Genomic DNA, 17,735 nt, shown 5'->3' with positions numbered 1-17,735 from the left:
TTACTTCCACTTTACTGCGGGGTAATATGACCGGGCAGTATCCGGGGGATACATTGAAGTATGGCTTCGACATTCACCGCAAATGTTTCACCTGTGGCATTGGATCCGCTGGTGGAACCGGCCGCAGACCTCACCCCTGCCGAGGTGGAGCGCTACTCGCGGCACCTCATAATCCCCGAGATCGGCACCCTCGGTCAGCGGCGGCTCAAGAATGCGAAAGTCCTGGTCATCGGAGCCGGCGGCCTCGGCTCCCCGGCGCTCCTCTACCTCGCCGCGGCCGGCGTGGGCACGCTGGGAATTATCGACGACGACGCCGTGGACCTCAGCAACCTCCAGCGCCAGGTTATCCACGGCGTGGCGGACGTCGGCCGCCCCAAGATCGAGTCCGCCCGCGACGCCATCGCCGCCCTCAACCCGCTGGTGGACGTCCGGCTGCACAACGTCCGGCTGGACGCGTCCAACGCCCTGGAGCTGTTCGCCGATTACGACCTGATCCTCGACGGCGCGGACAACTTCGCCACCCGCTACCTGGTGAACGACGCCGCCGCGATCCTGGGCAAACCATATGTCTGGGGTTCCATCTTCCGGTTCGACGGCCAGGTGAGTGTCTTCTGGGAGAAGCACGGGCCCACCTACCGGGACCTCTACCCTGAGGCGCCGCCGGCAGGCTCGGTGCCCTCGTGCGGCGAGGGCGGCGTGTTCGGCATGCTGTGCGCCGCCGTTGGATCCCTGATGGTGACGGAGGCAGTCAAGCTGATTACCGGCGTCGGGCGTTCCCTGCTGGGCCGCGTGGCACTGTTTGATGCCTTGGGCGGAAGCTGGCGCGAGATCCGTGTTTCGAAAGACCCCGCAGCCGCGCCCATCACGGAACTCACGGACTACGAGGCGTTCTGCGGCATCACCCCGGCGGCCCCGTCCGACACGGAACACACGGTTACGGCAACCCAGTTGGCCACCATGCTCGCCTCGCGCAAAGCGGGGCTGAAGGACTTCGAGCTGGTGGATGTCCGGGAGTCGGGGGAGTACGACATCGTCCGGATCGACGGGGCAAGGCTGATTCCGCAGGGGCGCATCCTTGCCGGCGAGGCGTGGAATGAGCTCCCGCAGGACAGGGACATTGTGTTCCACTGCAAGGCCGGGACGCGTTCGGCCAACGTGCTCGCCGCGGCGCAAAAAGCGGGCTACCAGCGGGTGAGTCATCTCGACGGCGGCATCCTCGCCTGGGTGCGCGAGGTGGAACCCCACAAGCCCGTCTACTGACCCGCCCCGCAACCCTCTCTCACTTAACGTGCCGTTTTTATGGACGCTCTCTCACTTAACGTGCCGTTTTGATCGACCCTCTCTCACTCAACGTGCCGTTTTGATCGACGCTCTCTCACTTTCCTCAAACGAGTGAGAGAGGGTCGCCAGAAAGCGCGCATTAAGCGAGAGAGGGTCGCCAGAAAGCGTGCATTAAGTGAGAGAGGGTCGCGTGGGGGTGGGTGCGGTCAGGCGGTTTCGAGGCCGCGGTGGTCCACCGGGCATTCAGCCTGCGGGGCCGCAGCTGCCGGCTGTTCCACGGTGATGCCGTAAAGCGCTTCCAAGGCAGCCACGTAGTCATCCTGCTGGCCATTGGCGGCAAGCTCGCGGGCGCGCACCGTGGGCACGTGGAGAAGCTGCTTGACCATGCGGCGGAGTGCGAACTCCACTTCCTCGGCCGCGGCGGTGCAGCCGTGCCGGGCCCGGACCTTTTCCATCTCCGCGTCAAGCACGCTCATGGTGTGGCGGCGGAGGGCAACGATGGCCGAATCCACGGACCGCACCTCGCGTTCCTGCTCGAACGCCTGGGCGGCGCCGTTGACGATGCCGCTGGCCTGCGCCAGCGACTCGGCCTGCTCCTGCGGGGCGGCAAGGCGCACCGATTCCAGAGTGAGCAGTTCCACGCCGTCGAGCTCGCCGACCGCGGGATCGAAGTCATGGGTGAGCGCAAGGTCGATGGCGATCAGGGGCTGCGGCGAGTTGGCCCGGACTTCGGCCAGTTCGTCGGCCTCCACCCGGGTATCTGAACCGCTGCAGCCGATCATGACATCCGCTGCCGCAACCGCCGGCCGGAGTGACTCGGCGTCCAGCGCCGTGCCGCCGCGGGTGGCGACAAATCCTTCGGCACGGCCGGACGAGGAGAAAACCGCGATGTCGGTGCAGCCGCGTTCACGCAGGAGCGCCATGGTGGCCCCGGCGTAGGCCCCGGTGCCGAAAACCACAACCTTCTTGCCGGACCAGTCCGGATTTTCGGAAAGATCAGTTGCCAGGTCCAGGGCGACGGAAACGATGGAAAGGCCCCGGGAACCGAGGGCGGTCTGGGCGCCCACGTCTTTGGCGGTCTTGGATGCCGCCTGGAAAAGCCGGACCAGGCCGGAGCTGGCCGTGCCTTCGTGCTGGGCCGTAATAAGTGCCCGCCGTACCTGGCCGGCAATTTCACGCTCTCCGACTACTGCGGAGTCCAGGCCGGCGCTGACGGCAAAGAGGTGCTGGCTGACCTCAGGACCCGTGCGGGTGCTGAAGGAGCGTGAGACGAGCGGTTCACTGAGCCCGCTGGATTCGCTGATCTGGGCCACCAAGGCAGCGCGGGCGGCCTCCACATCGTCCGGACGGGCGGCTTCACCGTAGATTTCGTAGCGGTTGCAGGTGGCAAGGACCACCGCACCCGTCACTGCCGGCGATCCGGAGAGGGCGGATGTGGCGATCCCGGAAGAACCGTTGCTCAACTGAGCAACGGTCTCAAGATCGATGTCGGCGTGAGTAGCCACCAATGAAAAAAGAACCACAGCAGGACAATCATAGCTTTTTCGTTACTTGGTAGAACAACTCTCCGGCCTGCCAGGCGGTGGCGCCGGCTGTGATTCCTGCCACGGCGCGGCGGCAGCGCTGCAGCATGACACTTTGTCGTTATCTTTTGCAGCCGTTTTTGGGCACAATCAAAGGCATGACTTCCAGCCCCGCCACGTCCGCTGCAGGCGCCCTCGCCGCAGACCACCCGCTGGTGGATGGCCGCACCGCAGACTCACCGCTGATCACCGCCTACCGCGGGGGCAAGCCGTCACGCCGCCCCGTCTGGTTCATGCGCCAGGCCGGACGTTCGCTGCCGGAATACCTGAAGGTCCGCGAAGGCGTCGCAATGCTGGACTCCTGCCTGCGTCCGGAGCTGGCGTCGGAGATCACCCTGCAGCCTGTCCGCCGCCACGACGTTGACGCCGGCATCTTCTTTTCGGACATCGTCATTCCCCTGAAGCTCGCCGGCGTCGGCGTGGATATCGTTCCCGGTGTAGGGCCCGTCCTGGACACCCCGGTTCGCACTGCTGCGGACGTGGCAGCGCTGCCGCAGCTCACCTGGGAATCCTTGGAACCCATCCGGGAAGCGGTCCGCCTTACCGTGGCCGAGCTCGGCAAGACGCCGTTGATCGGCTTTGCCGGTGCTCCTTTCACCCTGGCGGCATACATGGTGGAGGGAAAGCCGTCCCGTGACCACCTGGGCCCGCGCACCATGATGCATGCCGACCCGGAAACCTGGAACGCACTGGCCAACTGGGCCGCGGACGCCTCCGGGATGTTCCTGCAGGCACAGCTCGAGGCCGGCGCCTCGGCGGCCCAGCTGTTCGACTCGTGGGCCGGCTCCCTGGGCCTGGCCGACTACACAAAGTACGTGGCACCGGCCTCGGCGCGCGCCCTGGACCACGTCCGGCACCTCGGAGCGCCGCTGATCCACTTCGGCACCGGAACGTCCGAGCTCTTGGTTGCAATGCGCGACGTCGGTGTGGATGTTGTGGGCGTGGACTACCGGCTTCCGCTCGATGAAGCGAACCGCAGGCTGGGCGGCACGGTGCCGCTGCAGGGAAACATCGACCCCGCCCTGCTGCCTGCGCCATGGGAAATCCTCGAGGCCCACGTCCGCGACGTCCTAGCGGCGGGCGCAGCTGCGCCCGGGCACGTGGTCAACCTGGGGCACGGCGTTCCGCCGGAGACGGATCCCGCGGTCCTCACCCGGGTTGTTGAACTCATCCACTCCATCTCCCCGGAGTAGGCCAAAGTGGGCAGCACGCCGGCGACAACCGGGACCGCACTGGTGCTGGGAGGCGGCATCTCGGGACTCCTGTCAGCCCGCGGGCTGGCGTCCGCCGGGTACCAAGTGACGCTCCTGGAAGCCGGTACGGAATGGGGCGGCTGCGTGGGCAGCCACGTGGTCGCCGGCCTGACCCTGGACAGCGGTGCCGAGTCTTTCGCCACCCGGTCGGACGCGGTGGCAGGGCTGGCCGCCGAGCTGGGCCTGTCCGCCAAGATCGTGTCGCCCCGCCCCGGCGGAGCCTGGGTCCAGCTGCCGGACGGCCCGCGTGAGCTGCCACGGACGGGTGTGCTGGGGATTCCGGCCAATCCGTGGGACCCGGAAGTCCGCCGTTCACTCGGCCTCATCGGCACCCTCCGGGCTTCCTTGGATAAGCTCCTCCCGGCTTCGCTAGGGACCGCGGCGGACGTTATCAGCGTCTCCGCACTGGTCAAGGCGCGCATGGGCGCCCGGGTCCTGGAACGGCTGGTGGCCCCGGTGGTGGGCGGCGTGCACTCCGCTGACCCCGGGATGCTCGACGTCGACATGGTGGCACCCGGGCTGCGCGCCGGGCTGCGGCGCCACGGATCCCTGGCCGCCGCCGTCTCCGCCCAGCGCCGCACGCCGGCCGGTGCTGCCCTCGAGGGGGACAGCCCCGCACCTGCCGCTCCGGCCAAGGCGGGCTCCGCCGTCGCCGGGCTGGAGGGCGGCATGCACACGCTTGTTACCGCCCTGGTCTCCGATCTCCGCCGCCGGGGAGTCACGCTGCTCCCGGGGACACCCGCCGGGGCGGTTGCCCGCACCTCCGAAGGCTGGCGGGTCACGTCCGCAGGAGCAACGTTCGACGCCGGCCTGCTGGTGGTGGCAGTGGACGGTCCGGCCGCCGTCGGACTGCTTGAGGACGCAGTGCCCGGCATCGCCGGGAAGAGGCCGCCGGCAGGCCCGGACGTCAAGCTTGTCACGCTGGTCCTGGCGGGCCATGAACTGGACCGCCGGCCGCGGGGCACGGGCGTCCTGGTGGCGCCGCAGACTCCCGGCATTGAAGCGAAGGCGCTGACGCATGCCACCGGAAAGTGGGACTGGCTGGCTGCCGCTGCCGGGCCCGGACGGCACGTGGTCCGGCTCTCCTACGGGCGGGTGGACGGGGCCGGGGAACAGGCCGCTGGCCCGGACACTGATGAGGAACTCCTCGCTGCGTCCTTGCGCGACGCCGGAGCCCTGCTGGGTGCCGCCATCACCAGGGAAGACGTGGTGGACTGGGACGTGGTCCGCTGGCGCGGGTCGCTTCCCTTCGCCGCCGTGGGCCATAAAGCGCGGGTGGCCGGCATCCGGGAAGCCTGCACGTCGGCGGGGAACCTGGCCGTGGTGGGAGGCTGGGTGGCCGGCAACGGGCTTGCAGCAGTGGTCTCCGACACGAACGAACAGATCCGGAACCTGGTCCGCTGACTGTTGCTGCTGGTCAGCGTGGCAGCAGGGCGTTAGGGCCCCGCCCAGGCCCGGAGACCGGGCGCTGCGCCGGTTTTTATTTCCCCTTCCGATGTGGCTAGGGTCGATGACTATGGCTTACAACAGGTCCGAACTTTTCAAGTCCCGGACCGGTATCCATGGGGGACTCCGGCGCGGCACTGCAGCCGCCGCAGTCGGAGCGGTACTGGTCCTTGCAACAGGCGTTCCGGCGTCCCAAGGTGATGAAGGGAATCCGCAATCCGGAGGCACTGCCGCCCCCGCGAGCCAGGGTTCCCCCGGCCAGGACCGGGATGGCAAGGAAGCAAAGGACCAGGGTTCCAGGCCTTCCAAGGATGCGGTTTCCCCTTCTCCTGTTCCACGCCAGGCGCCCGCCCCGGCGGCCCTGTCAGTTCCCTCAGCGCTTCTTCCCGCAGTCAGGGCTTCGCTGGCGCCGGCCGTGACCGCGGCTCCCACGGATGACTCGCTGGCACTTGCGACGCCCCTGCCGGCGATACCCCTCCCGGCGCCGTCGGACGTTCCGCTTCTTCCTTCGGCACCCGCTCCGGCAGTAAGCGTTCCGGTGCCAGCCGTGCCGTCGCCGGAGTCACCGGCCCCGCAACAGCCCGGCATTGCGGCTCCTGCCGCCCCCACCCCGGAAACCGCCGCCCAGGACGCACCATCCGGCGCAGTACCGGTGCCGACGTCGGGCCCCGGCGGACTTGCGAATGGCGCTGGGGCAGCCGGTGGAAATACGTCCGGGGGCGACATTCCGGCTGGCCAAGGCGGGGCCGCGGAGGCCGGGCCCGGCAGCCAATCCGCGGCCGGCGCCGAAGTGCCTGTACCTGTGGCCGCAAACCAGGCTGCGGCCACACCGCAGGAAGCCGGAGGCCGCGCGCCGCAGGCTGCCGGCGTCCCCCGGAGTGCCCCGCAAAGCGTTGGCGCCGTTGTCAGGTCGCAGCCGGAGCTGGAGGCCGTGATGATCGGGCTCGGTGTGGGCCTGGTGGGCCTCGCTGCTGCTGCCGGCGCCGCCTACTTCCGGATGCGGAAGCCATAGCCGGACCGGCGCCCGCCGCACGCTGCCTTGGCTGGGATGTGACTTTAACCACTTCTACCGCTTGTAGAAGTTCTTGGTTTCGACTTGGTGGGTAGTAGGGGGCAAACTTGTAACCATGAGCCACACTTCTGCCGAATCTGTCACTAAAACCGAAGAATCAGCCGAGCAGTTTTTCACCCTCTGGACGGTATTCAAGCGCTCCGAAAACGTGATCCGCAGCGCCGACGCTGCCGCAGACTTCGAAGCCCTGCTGGAACGGCTCGCCCAGGCCGGGGTCACGCACCGCGGCAGCTACGACGTATCAGCCATGCGTGCTGACGCCGACGTCATGGTGTGGCTCCACGGCCCCAAGCCCGAGGCCCTGCAGCAGGCCATCCGCGACATCCGCCGCAGCACCCTTTTCGCGGGCACGGAAATCGTCTGGTCCGCCATGGGCGTGCACCGCGAGGCCGAGTTCGCGAAGAACCACACGCCGGCGTACTCCCGTGGCGTTGCGCCCGCGGAGTGGCTGTGCGTCTACCCCTTCGTCCGGTCCTACGAGTGGTACATCCTCCCCGAGGCTGAGCGCGGCAAGATGCTCCGCGACCATGGACTGCTGGGCCGCGACTTCCCCCAGGTCATCTCCAACACGGTTTCCTCCTTCGCCCTGGGCGACTGGGAATGGATCCTGGGCCTGGAGGCCCCGGAGCTGGTGGACCTGGTTGACCTCATGCGGCACCTGCGTGCCACCGAGGCGCGCAACCACGTCCGTGAGGAAATACCGTTCTACACCGGCCGCCGGATCAGCGCCGACGAAGTAGCGGAGGTCCTCGCATGAGCCCCCTGGACCCCCAGGCGGGCACCGCCGTGAACCCCGTTACCGAGGCAGGACGGATGGCGCCGAAGAATTACGACGCCGTGCTCCTCGCCTCGTTCGGCGGCCCGGAAGGCCAGGAGGACGTCATCCCGTTCCTCCGCAACGTCACCCGCGGCCGGGGCATCCCGGACGAGCGCCTGGAAGAGGTCTCGCACCATTACCGCGCCAACGGCGGCATCAGCCCCATCAACCAGCAGAACCGCGAGCTGAAGGCCGCACTGGAGGCCGAGCTGGCCGCCCGCGGCATCGACCTGCCCGTGCTCTGGGGCAACCGCAACTGGGCGCCGTACATCCCGCAGACCCTTCAGGACGCGTACGACGCCGGCCACCGCCGCCTGCTGATGGTCACCACGAGTGCCTACTCCTGTTACTCCAGCTGCCGCCAGTACCGCGAGGACATCGGCATGGCCCTCACGGAAACCGGCCTGGACGGCCGGCTGGAAGTGGACAAAGTGCGCCAGTACTTCGACCACCCCGGCTTCGTGGAGCCCTTCATCGAAGGCACCGCTGCAGGCCTCGCCGAAGTCCGCGAAAAGCTCGCCGCAGCCGGCACTCCCGACGCTCCCGTCCAGATCCTCTTCGCCACCCATTCCATCCCCACCCGGGACGCGGAAGCGGCAGGCCGGTCCGAAGGCGAACCCCGCGAGTTCGAGGAAGGCTCGGCCTACGTGGCCCAGCACCTTGCCACCGCGGCCGCCGTCATCCAGCGCGTGGAGGAGGAATCGGGCCTCACCGCCCCCTGGTCCCTGGTGTACCAGTCACGCTCCGGCGCCCCGCACGTGGCGTGGCTCGAGCCGGACATCAACGACGCCATCGAGGAGCTGGCCGGCCAGGGCGTCAAGGGCATCGTCATTGTGCCGCTGGGCTTCGTCAGCGACCACATGGAAGTGGTCTGGGACCTGGACACCGAAGCGCTGGAAACCTGCGCCAACCTTGGACTTGCCGCCACCCGCGTCCCCACGCCCGGCACGCACCGCAAGTTCGTCAACGGCCTGGTGGACCTGATCACCGAGCGCACCGTGGCGAACAACATCAGCGACCGTCCGGCGCTTACGGACCTCGGTCCCTGGTACGACGTCTGCCGCCCGGGATGCTGTGCGAACTTCCGCGGCGAGAAGCCCACCATCGCCGGAGCTGACACCACCGTTGGCACCGGGCACGACCCCTATCCCGGCGAAGCCGGGGCGGAGCAGCCGGCGGCTTCCGGGGGAGCGCCGCAGCAGTGACGGTCCGCATCGGCACGCGTGCCAGCAAGCTGGCGCTCACCCAGACGCAGCAGACCGCGGACCAGCTTGCCGCCGTCGGAGGCTTTCCGGTGGAACTCGTCCACATCCGGACCGACGGCGACGTCCTCACCGGCTCGCTCTCGCAGATGGGTGGCACCGGCGTCTTCGTCGCGGCCCTGCGGGATGCGCTGCTGCGGAACGAATGCGACGTCGCCATCCACTCGCTCAAGGACCTGCCCACCGGGCCAGCGGTGGGGCTGAGCCTCGCGGCCACCCCGCGGCGCGTTGACGTCCGCGATGTCCTGTGTGCCCGCGACGGGCTGAAACTTGCCGACCTTCCCGCCGGCGCCACGGTGGGCACCGGATCACCCCGGCGCGCAGCCCAGCTCCGCACCGCCCGTCCGGACCTGGAGATCGTGGACATCCGCGGCAACGTGGACACCCGCCTGGGCCGCGTTCCCGGGTTGCCGGGCAACACCGTCAGCGACGTGGTTCCCGGCAAGTCCTGCGACCTGGATGCCGTGGTTCTCGCCGCCGCAGGCCTGGAACGCATCAGCCGGCTTGATACGGTGAGCGAGTTCCTCGAGACGGACGTTATGCTGCCCGCCGCAGGCCAGGGCTCGCTTGCCATCGAGTGCCGTACCGCCGACGCTCCGCCGAGGCCCGGCTCTACGGAAGGTTCGAAGGAAGTCCTGGCGCAGGCCCTGGCTGCACTGGATGATCCGGACACCAGGCTGGCCGTCACCGCTGAACGGGCCCTGCTCGCGAGGCTCGAAGCCGGCTGCGCGGCGCCCGTCGGCGCCTACGCCTACCGCAAAGGGAGCCTGCTCCACCTGGAAGCGGTGGTCTGCGCTGTGGACGGCACCGCCTCCGTCCGGGACAAGCGCGCCACCGACGGCCTGACAGAGGTGGGTGCCACCTTGCTCGGCATCGAACTCGCCGAAGTACTCCTGGCCGCAGGCGCCGCTGACATAGCGGACCTGCAGGCTTCCTGAACCCGGCCATGCCCTTGCCTACCGTCTGCGCCCGGTGTTCACGGCCGGGGCGCAGCTGATCATGCCGGCCAGGGCTCCGCAGGAGGGCGCCGGGACGCCCACGGCGCCGCTGGCGGGCGCACGGGTGCTCATCACCCGCAGCCCCGAGCGCTCGCTGCCTCTCGTCGAGGCGCTGAGGGACGCGGGAGCCGACGCGCTGCTGCTGCCCTTGATCGACTTTGAGCGGGCTCCGGACCAGCATTCCCTTGACGTTGCCTGCGATGCCCTGGCTGCCGGGGCCTTCGACTGGCTGGCGGTCAGCAGCGCCACCACGGTCCATGTGCTCGCGGCCAAAGCCGGCGAACGCGGCCTGGCGCTGGCGGCCTGGGTCCCGCCCGCAACCCGCATCGCAGCCGTGGGCGCGGCGACCCGCAGCCTCCTGGAAGAGCACGGGCTCGCGGTGGCCCTGGCGCCGGAGGAAGAGCAGTCCGCCGCCGGGCTGCTCTCGGTGTGGCCAGGCGGTGGCGGCAAGGTCCTGCTGCCTCAGGCCGACATCGCGTCGCCGCGCCTGGCGGAGGGGCTCTCAGCGGCAGGCAGCACCGTCACGGCTGTCACGGCCTACCGCACCGTGGACTATCCCGCGGCAGCGGAGCGGAGGCTCGCCATCCCGGCGGAGGACAGGGCAGGGGAGGGGCAGCCGCCGTCGTTCGCCTTGCTGACGCCGGCAACTGCGGCCGCCGAACTCGCCGCGGGACGCATCGACGCCGTGATCGCCGCTTCACCCAGCGCTGCTCGGCGCCTCCATGGGTTGGTTCCCCTGGGCGGTTGCCGCTTCGTGGCGATTGGACGGCCGACGGCGGACCAGGCGTCCGCGCTTGGCATGCCGGTTGCTGCCATCGCGGCGCAGCCCACGCCGGCAGGGCTTGTTGCCGCCGTCGCGGCAGCCCTCCAAGCAAATAAAGACGCCGGCGGACAGCCGCCCTGATGCGGGGGAAGCCCGCCACCGGACACCCACCCACCGCTTGAACCAAAAGCAAAGGACAGGATCATGACTTTTCCCAGCGACCGCCCCCGCCGCCTCCGCACCACACCGGCCATGCGCCGGCTGACCGCCGAAACCCGCCTGGCGCCCGCCGAGTTGATTCTTCCGGCCTTCATCCGCGAAGGCCTGGCCGAACCCAACCCCATCACCTCCATGCCCGGAGTTGTCCAGCACACCACCGACACCCTGAAACGCGCCGCGGCAGAGGCCGTTGAGCTGGGGCTTGGCGGGATCATGCTCTTCGGCATCCCGGAAACCCGCGACGCCGAGGGGACGGCGTCGCTTGACCCGGACGGGGTGCTGAACAAGGCCATCCGGGACGTGCGCGCAGAGGTCGGCGACAGCCTGGTGGTCATGAGCGACGTGTGCCTGGACGAGTTCACAGACCACGGGCACTGCGGAGTGCTCGACGCCGACGGCTACGTGGACAACGACCGCACGGTGGAGATCTACGCCCGGATGGCCGTGGCCCAGGCGGACGCCGGTGCCCACATGCTGGGCCCCTCCGGCATGATGGACGGCCAGGTTGCCGCGATCCGCTCCGCCCTTGACGAAGCCGGGCACACCAACACCTCCGTCATCGCCTACGCAGCCAAGTACGCTTCAGCGTTCTACGGCCCGTTCCGTGAAGCCGTTGATTCCCAGCTGAAGGGCGACCGGCGGACCTACCAGATGGATGCCGGCAACCGCACCGAGGCCCTGCGCGAAGTGGAACTGGACCTCGCCGAGGGGGCCGACGTCGTGATGGTGAAGCCTGCAATGAGCTACCTGGACATCGTCGCCGACGTCGCCGCCATGTCCTCGGTGCCGGTGGCCGCTTACCAGATCTCCGGCGAGTACGCGATGATCGAAGCCGCGGCTGCCAACGGCTGGATCGACCGGCGGGCCGCCATCACCGAATCGGTGCTGGGCATCCGCCGCGCCGGTGCCCACATGGTCCTGACCTACTGGGCCGCCGAACTGGCCGGCTGGCTGAAGGAGTCCCGATGACCGAAGCAACCCCTGCACCGCCGGAAAGTCCCACGGCGCCCGTGGGTGCAGGCCGCATCCTGCTCGGCCTCAACACCTTCGGAGACGTCGGCGAGAATCCGGACGGGAGCCCGCAGCCCCATGCCCAGGTGCTGCGCCAGCTGCTGGAACAGGCCGAGCTGGCTGACGCCGTCGGACTCCACGCCTTCGGTGTGGGGGAGCACCACCGCAAGGACTACGCGGTGTCCGCGCCGGAGGTTTTCCTGGCCGCCGCAGCCGCCCGCACATCCCAGATCCGGCTCGGCTCCGCGGTCACTGTCCTGAGTTCAGATGACCCCATCCGCGTGTTCCAGCGCTTTTCCACCGTCGACGCCATCTCCAACGGCCGGGCGGAAGTCATGCTTGGCCGTGGCTCCTTCATCGAGTCCTTCCCGCTGTTCGGGCTGGACCTGGCGGACTACGAGGTCCTGTTCGAGGAAAAACTCGAGCTTTTTGACAAGGTGCGGGCGCAGAAACCGGTGCACTGGGAAGGCCGGACCAGGCCTGCGCTGTCGGGACTGAGCGTCTACCCGACCCTGGAACACCACCTGCTGCCCACCTGGATTGGCGTGGGCGGAACGCCCGAATCGGTGCTGAGGTGCGCCCAGTACGGCTATCCCATCATTTTCGCGATCATCGGCGGGCAGCCGCGGGGCTTCCGGCCGCTGGTGGACCTGTACCGCGAGGCCATGTCAAAGTACGGGCACCCGATGCAGCAGATTGCAACCCACTCGCCCGGGCACGTGGCCGAGACCGACGAGCAGGCCCGGGAGGAACTCTTTCCGCACTGGCTGAAGCTGCGGAACAAACTCGGTGCCGAACGGGGCTGGGGACCTGCCGGCCGGGGCGAGTTCGAGGCACTGTGCGCCCCGGAAGGTGCCCTCTACGTGGGCTCGCCGGAAACGGTGGCGCGCAAGATCGTCCTGCTCAAGCAGAACCTGGGTGTGGACCGCTTTGACCTCAAATACAGTAACGGGCCGCTGCCGCACTCGGCGATGATGCGCTCCATCGAGCTGCTGGGCACGGCGGTGGCGCCCCGGGTGGCTGAACTGCTCGGCACCTGACGCGCCGGCGGAAGACAGCGTCGGCTAACTGAGAGAATAGGAACCATGACATCCAGCACCCCTCGCAATGAGGAACTCTTCGACCGTGCCCGCCAGCTGATGCCGGGCGGGGTCAACTCGCCGGTCCGTGCCTTCGGTTCCGTGGGCGGGACACCGCGCTTTATGGTTTCGGCCAAGGGTCCGTACCTCACGGACGCCGACGGCAAGGAATACGTGGACCTGGTCTGCTCCTGGGGGCCGGCGCTGCTGGGCCACGCCCACCCCGCCGTGCTGGAGGCCGTCCACGCAGCCGTGGACCGCGGCCTGTCCTTCGGCGCGTCCACCCCGGACGAGGCCAACCTCGCTGAAATCGTCAAGGAACGCGTCCCCGCCGTCGAACGCGTCCGGATGGTGTCCACCGGAACAGAAGCGACCATGACCGCCGTGCGCCTGGCCCGCGGCTTCACCGGCCGCAACCTCATCATCAAGTTCGCCGGCTGCTACCACGGCCACCTGGACGGACTTCTTGCAGCCGCAGGTTCCGGCGTGGCCACCCTCGCCCTGCCGGGTTCCGCCGGCGTCACCGAGGCCACGGCCGCCGAAACGCTGGTGCTGCCCTACAACGACCTCGCAGCCGTCAAGGAAGCCTTTGCCGCCCACGGGCCCAGCATCGCTGCTGTGATCACCGAGGCAGCCCCGGCCAACATGGGCGTGGTGACGCCGGAGGAAGGCTTCAACCTGGGCCTGTCCCGCATCACCCGCGAACACGGTGCACTGCTCATCGTGGACGAGGTGCTCACCGGTTTCCGCACCGGCTACTCAGGCTACTGGGGCCTGACCGGCGGAGCGCCGGACGCCGCCGAGCCGTGGACCCCGGACCTGCTCACCTTCGGCAAGGTCATCGGTGGGGGAATGCCGACGGCGGCCCTCGGCGGACGTGCCGACGTTATGGACTACCTCGCGCCCACCGGTCCCGTCTACCAGGCAGGCACGCTGTCCGGAAACCCAGTGGCGATGGCCGCCGGCGTGGCCACGCTGACGCATGCCACCCGGGATGTGTACTCCTTTATCGACGTCCGCTCCCTGGAGTTGTCCTCCGCCTTGTCCGGGGCCCTGGATGCCGCCGGGGTTGACCACTCGATCCAGTTTGCCGGCAACCTCTTCTCCGTGGCTTTCGGCACTTCCGCCAACGGCGTCCACAATTACGCTGACGCCCAGGCGCAGGAGAGCTTCCGCTACGCCCCGTTCTTCCACTCGATGCTGGAATCCGGGGTGTACCTGCCGCCGTCCGTCTTTGAGGCGTGGTTCCTGTCCGCCGCGCATGACGACACCGCCATGAACCGGATCTATGACGCACTGCCGGCCGCGGCTAGGGCTGCCGCGGCGGCCCAAGGCTAGGGCCTGGGGCGGGTCCCGGGGTCGTCCGCCCCAGCCGCCGCGAGGCGGCACCCCGCAAAAAAATCCCCGGCTGCGTGCTGCAGCCGGGGATTTCTTTATGCGCTCTTCGGGACGGGCTACAGGACGTCCGAGAGGAAGCCCTTGAGCCGGTCCGTTGCGGGTGCGGTGAAGATCTGCTCCGGCGGGCCGGACTCCACAACCACTCCGGCATCCATGAAGGTCACGGTGTCCGACACATTGCGGGAGAAGCCCATCTCGTGGGTCACCACCACCATGGTCATGCCGCCCTTCGCGAGGTCGGTCATCAGTGCCAGGACTCCCTTGACGAGCTCGGGGTCCAGCGCGGAGGTGGCCTCGTCAAAGAACATCACCTCCGGCTTCATGGCCAGTGCCCGGGCGATTGCCACGCGCTGCTGCTGGCCGCCGGAAAGGTTTGCCGGGCGGGCATCGGCCTTGTGCTTCAGGCCCACCAGTTCCAGCTGCTCCAGGGCCTCGGCCCGCGCCTGCTCCTTGGAAAGCTTCCGCAGTTTCCGCAGGGCCAGGGACACGTTGTCCACCACGGTTTTGTGCGGGAACAGGTTGAACTGCTGGAATACCATGCCGATCCGCTGCCGGAGCTCGTCCGGGTTGTCCTTAAGGACCGATCGGCCATCCAGGAGGATGTCGCCCTGGTCCGGTTCAATCAGCCGGTTCATAACGCGCAGCAGGGTGGACTTACCTGAACCCGAAGGGCCGATCACCGAAGCGGTGGTGCCCTTCTCCACGTGCAGGTCAATGCCGCGGAGAACGTGGTTGTGCCCGAAGGAGAGGTGCAGGTTCTTGCCGGTCAGGGTCCCGGATGCGAATTCCGTCATGCCTGTGCCCCCTTGCCGATAGGTGCTGCCAGCTCGTCCGGTTCCTTCTTTTCCGGCTTGCCGGTACGCAGCCGGTGGTCGATGAAGTTGACGAAGTGGGTGAGCGGGACGGTCAGGATCAGGTACAGGACACCCGCGGCAACCAGCGGAGACAGGTTGCCGGTGTTGGCCATGGCGTCATTGCCGATCCGGAAGATTTCCCGGTCCGAGGCAGCGAGCCCGAGCATGAACACCAGCGAGGAATCCTTCAGCAGCGAGATGAACTGGTTCACCAGGGCGGGAAGGACCCGCCGGATGCCCTGGGGCACCACCACCAGGCGCATGGAACTGCCGTAGCTGAAGCCAAGCGCCCGGGAGGCCTCCAGCTGGCCCTTCTCCACGCTCTGGATACCGGAGCGGAAAATCTCGCCGATGTAGGCGGCCGCGATCAGTGTCAGGGCCAGTATGCCCAGCGGGTACGGGTTCCGGGACCCGGTGATTTCCCTGGCAATGGGACTGAGCCCGATGCCGATGACCAGGATCACCAGGATGGCAGGGAGGCCACGGAAAATATCGGTGTAGATGCGCGCCACCCAACGGGCACCCGCGTTGCGGGAAATCCCCATCATGGCGAGCCCCAGCCCCAGCAGGGAGCCGAGGATCCCGGAGGCCACGGCCAATATCAGGGTGTTGGGCAAGCCCACCATGAACAGGGCGGGAATGACTTTGGCCATTTCCTCCCAGTTGAAGAAGGTGTCAGCCAGCTGGTCCAGGAGATCCATAAACGTCCCGGCTCAATCAGCTCTGGGGAACCGTGGCGGCCTTGCTGCCCGGCTTCCAGTCGCTTGGCATTTCGCGGTCCGGGTACCATTCCTTGGTCAGCTTGGTCCAGGTTCCGTCGGCGATGACAGCGTCGAGGCCCGAGTTCAGCGCGTCGATCAGCGGCTGGTTATCCTTGGCCACGGCGTAGGCAGTGAAGTTCTGCGTGTTGACGACGGATTCGACGATGGCGGTGCCGTCGCCTTCCTTCACCTGGCCGGTGGCCTGCTGCGACGGAGCCACCCAGGCGTCAACCTGGCCGTTGCGCACGTTGGCGTAAACGGTGGCGTAGTCCGGGAATCGGATGGGTTCCATCTTCAGGGTGTTGGTGACGTAGTCGTCCTGGACGGTGCCCTGGACCACGCCGATGCGGAGATCGTCCTTGAGGTCGGCAAACCCCTTGATGCCGCTGTCGGTCTTGGCAACCACGGCCATGAAGCCGAAGTCGTAGCCGTTGGTGAAGCCGACGTTCTGGCGGCGGGCGTCCGTGGTGGAGATGGAGGAGGACCCGACGTCGAACTGCTTGGTGGAAACCTGGGAAAGCAGGGCGGAGAAGTCCGTGGCAACAAACTCGACCTCGAGGCCGAGCTTGCCGGCGATGGCGCGGAGCAGTTCGTTGTCGTACCCGGTGAACTTGCCCGAGGGGTCGATGAAGATGTTCGGCGGGGCGTCCGACAGGGTGCCCACTTCAAGCTTGCCTTCGGTGTTCAGTCCAAGCTTGGTCTTGTCGATCTGGTCAATCGGGGTGACGTCTGCGGTGGTGTACTTGTCCAGCGTCTGCTGGTCGCTGCCGGCGAGGGCGTCCGTGGGGGTGCCGCTCGGCTGGGCTGATCCTGAGCCGCACGCTGCCAGGGAAACCGCGAGGGCGATTGCCACGGGAGCGGTTGTCAGCCACTTCATCGCTTTGATTTTCATCAGTCTGTCGCTTTCATTGAGTCATAAGTCAACCGGGCCGCAAGGCTGCGCTGGTGGCGCCTGGCACCTGCCCGATGCTGTTCAAGCACTGCGGGGCAGGGGTGACCGCAAAACTTTATTGTCTCACTTCGGTGTTTTCAGGCCCGCCGCTGAATATAAAGGAACTCATTGGGGCGTCAATCGAATCTGATTCGAAGAAAGGGTTCCTCAGGTGCTCCGTTGAACGAAGGATCAGCCCATGAGCCGAATGACGGCTGCTGAAAATCAGCCAGCTTATTAAGCGATGTGACCGACATCTCCCTCGGGAAACTGAACCGCCCCGCTAGAAGCCCCCGGTGCTGGCATCCTGCGGCGGGAGGACAGGCCAGTCACCTTCAATGACGGCGGTGGGTTTGGTCTTGCGGAGGTAGCCCTGGAAATCGGCTGCCTGGCTCACTGCCCAGTCAACCTGGAGCTGGTGCAACTGGCTGGCCGGCATGCTGAGTTTAGGGAACTTGCCGGCCATGGCGTCCAGGACCTTTAAGGTGGCGAGGGCATCAGCGGCCGACGTGTGGGCGTTGTCCAGGACCACGCCGTACTCCTCGCACAACGCCGTGAGGGTCCGTTTGCCCTTGCGGTAGCGGTCCACCTGCTTGTTCATGATGTACGGGTCCAGGACCGGGAACCGGGTCAGCTGCGGAACCCCGTACCGTGCAGACTCGGCAGCGAGCACCGTGAAGTCGTAGCTGGCGTTGAAGGCAATGACTGGAGTCCCGTCGTCGAACAATCCCTGCAGCACTGCCGCAAGCTCACGCGTCACCTCGTGGGCAGGCCTGCCATCACGCTGTGCCTGTTCAGTGGTGATGCCATGCACATCGCTGGCCTCAGTGGGTATCTCCACCCCAGGATCCGCCAGCCACTCGTGCTCCCTGACGACGTCGCCCTTGTGGTCCACCACGGTCACAGAGGCCGTGACGATGCGTGCAGCCCGGGAGTTGCGCCCTGTGGTTTCGAGGTCGAAGGCCGCGCGGGGGAGGGTGTTCCAAGTGCTCATGCTCCAACGCTAA

The 17,735-nt window shown here is 67.6% G+C and carries 16 protein-coding genes; 11 read left to right on the top strand and 5 right to left on the bottom strand.

Annotation, left to right across the window (positions count from 1 at the left end):
* Window positions 1–60: 60 nt before the first annotated feature.
* A complete protein-coding gene (moeB, locus tag KTR40_RS12470; RefSeq protein WP_139029800.1) occupies window positions 61–1,260 on the top strand; it encodes a molybdopterin-synthase adenylyltransferase MoeB in 1,200 nt (399 codons plus the stop codon).
* Window positions 1,261–1,487: 227 nt separating this feature from the next.
* Here moeB and KTR40_RS12465 read toward each other — a convergent pair whose 3' ends face one another.
* Complete coding sequence (locus KTR40_RS12465; RefSeq protein WP_139029766.1) at window positions 1,488–2,804, bottom strand: glutamyl-tRNA reductase; 1,317 nt, start codon at window positions 2,802–2,804, stop codon at window positions 1,488–1,490.
* 158 nt (window positions 2,805–2,962) lie between these two features.
* Between KTR40_RS12465 and hemE the strand changes: the two genes are divergently transcribed.
* The 10 genes from hemE (at window position 2,963) to hemL (ending at window position 14,122) form a co-directional block, all read left to right on the top strand.
* Window positions 2,963–4,057: a uroporphyrinogen decarboxylase gene (gene hemE / locus KTR40_RS12460; protein WP_228403938.1), complete on the top strand. Its 1,095-nt coding sequence runs from the start codon at window positions 2,963–2,965 to the stop codon at window positions 4,055–4,057.
* 6 nt (window positions 4,058–4,063) lie between these two features.
* Window positions 4,064–5,521, top strand: coding sequence for a protoporphyrinogen oxidase (hemG, locus tag KTR40_RS12455; RefSeq protein ID WP_139029764.1), 1,458 nt, complete (start codon window positions 4,064–4,066; stop codon window positions 5,519–5,521).
* Window positions 5,522–5,633: 112 nt separating this feature from the next.
* Window positions 5,634–6,575, top strand: a complete 942-nt coding sequence (locus KTR40_RS12450) for a hypothetical protein (RefSeq protein ID WP_228403937.1) — start codon at window positions 5,634–5,636, stop codon at window positions 6,573–6,575.
* A gap of 115 nt (window positions 6,576–6,690) precedes the next feature.
* Window positions 6,691–7,392, top strand: a complete 702-nt coding sequence (hemQ, locus tag KTR40_RS12445) for a hydrogen peroxide-dependent heme synthase (protein WP_139029762.1) — start codon at window positions 6,691–6,693, stop codon at window positions 7,390–7,392.
* A complete protein-coding gene (locus KTR40_RS12440) occupies window positions 7,389–8,657 on the top strand; it encodes a ferrochelatase (protein WP_228403936.1) in 1,269 nt (422 codons plus the stop codon). The genes hemQ and KTR40_RS12440 overlap by 4 nt, the downstream gene beginning before the upstream one ends.
* Window positions 8,654–9,652, top strand: a complete 999-nt coding sequence (gene hemC / locus KTR40_RS12435) for a hydroxymethylbilane synthase (RefSeq protein ID WP_139029760.1) — start codon at window positions 8,654–8,656, stop codon at window positions 9,650–9,652. Before KTR40_RS12440 ends, hemC begins: the two co-directional genes overlap by 4 nt.
* A 61-nt stretch (window positions 9,653–9,713) precedes the next feature.
* Window positions 9,714–10,616, top strand: coding sequence for a uroporphyrinogen-III synthase (locus KTR40_RS12430; RefSeq protein ID WP_228406134.1), 903 nt, complete (start codon window positions 9,714–9,716; stop codon window positions 10,614–10,616).
* Window positions 10,617–10,679: 63 nt separating this feature from the next.
* On the top strand, window positions 10,680–11,663 hold the full coding sequence (hemB, locus tag KTR40_RS12425; protein ID WP_228403935.1) for a porphobilinogen synthase: 984 nt from the start codon (window positions 10,680–10,682) through the stop codon (window positions 11,661–11,663).
* A complete protein-coding gene (locus KTR40_RS12420; protein ID WP_139029757.1) occupies window positions 11,660–12,745 on the top strand; it encodes an LLM class flavin-dependent oxidoreductase in 1,086 nt (361 codons plus the stop codon). The genes hemB and KTR40_RS12420 overlap by 4 nt, the downstream gene beginning before the upstream one ends.
* A 45-nt stretch (window positions 12,746–12,790) precedes the next feature.
* Window positions 12,791–14,122: a glutamate-1-semialdehyde 2,1-aminomutase gene (gene hemL / locus KTR40_RS12415; protein ID WP_228403934.1), complete on the top strand. Its 1,332-nt coding sequence runs from the start codon at window positions 12,791–12,793 to the stop codon at window positions 14,120–14,122.
* 116 nt (window positions 14,123–14,238) lie between these two features.
* Here hemL and KTR40_RS12410 read toward each other — a convergent pair whose 3' ends face one another.
* The 4 genes from KTR40_RS12410 to KTR40_RS12395 form a co-directional block, all read right to left on the bottom strand.
* Window positions 14,239–14,976, bottom strand: coding sequence for an amino acid ABC transporter ATP-binding protein (locus KTR40_RS12410; protein ID WP_228403933.1), 738 nt, complete (start codon window positions 14,974–14,976; stop codon window positions 14,239–14,241).
* A complete protein-coding gene (locus tag KTR40_RS12405; protein WP_104998485.1) occupies window positions 14,973–15,737 on the bottom strand; it encodes an amino acid ABC transporter permease in 765 nt (254 codons plus the stop codon). The genes KTR40_RS12410 and KTR40_RS12405 overlap by 4 nt, the downstream gene beginning before the upstream one ends.
* Window positions 15,738–15,753: 16 nt before the next feature.
* Window positions 15,754–16,689 (bottom strand): ABC transporter substrate-binding protein, encoded by a 936-nt coding sequence (locus tag KTR40_RS12400; protein ID WP_139029754.1) that lies wholly within the window; start codon window positions 16,687–16,689, stop codon window positions 15,754–15,756.
* Between the two features lie 322 nt (window positions 16,690–17,011).
* Complete coding sequence (locus tag KTR40_RS12395) at window positions 17,012–17,722, bottom strand: 3'-5' exonuclease (protein WP_139029753.1); 711 nt, start codon at window positions 17,720–17,722, stop codon at window positions 17,012–17,014.
* Window positions 17,723–17,735: the final 13 nt, after the last annotated feature.

This window comes from Pseudarthrobacter sp. L1SW, assembly GCF_020809045.1.
Taxonomy (GTDB): domain Bacteria; phylum Actinomycetota; class Actinomycetes; order Actinomycetales; family Micrococcaceae; genus Arthrobacter.
Note: the sequence above shows the minus strand (reverse complement) of the source record. Positions and strands in the feature narration are given on the sequence as shown.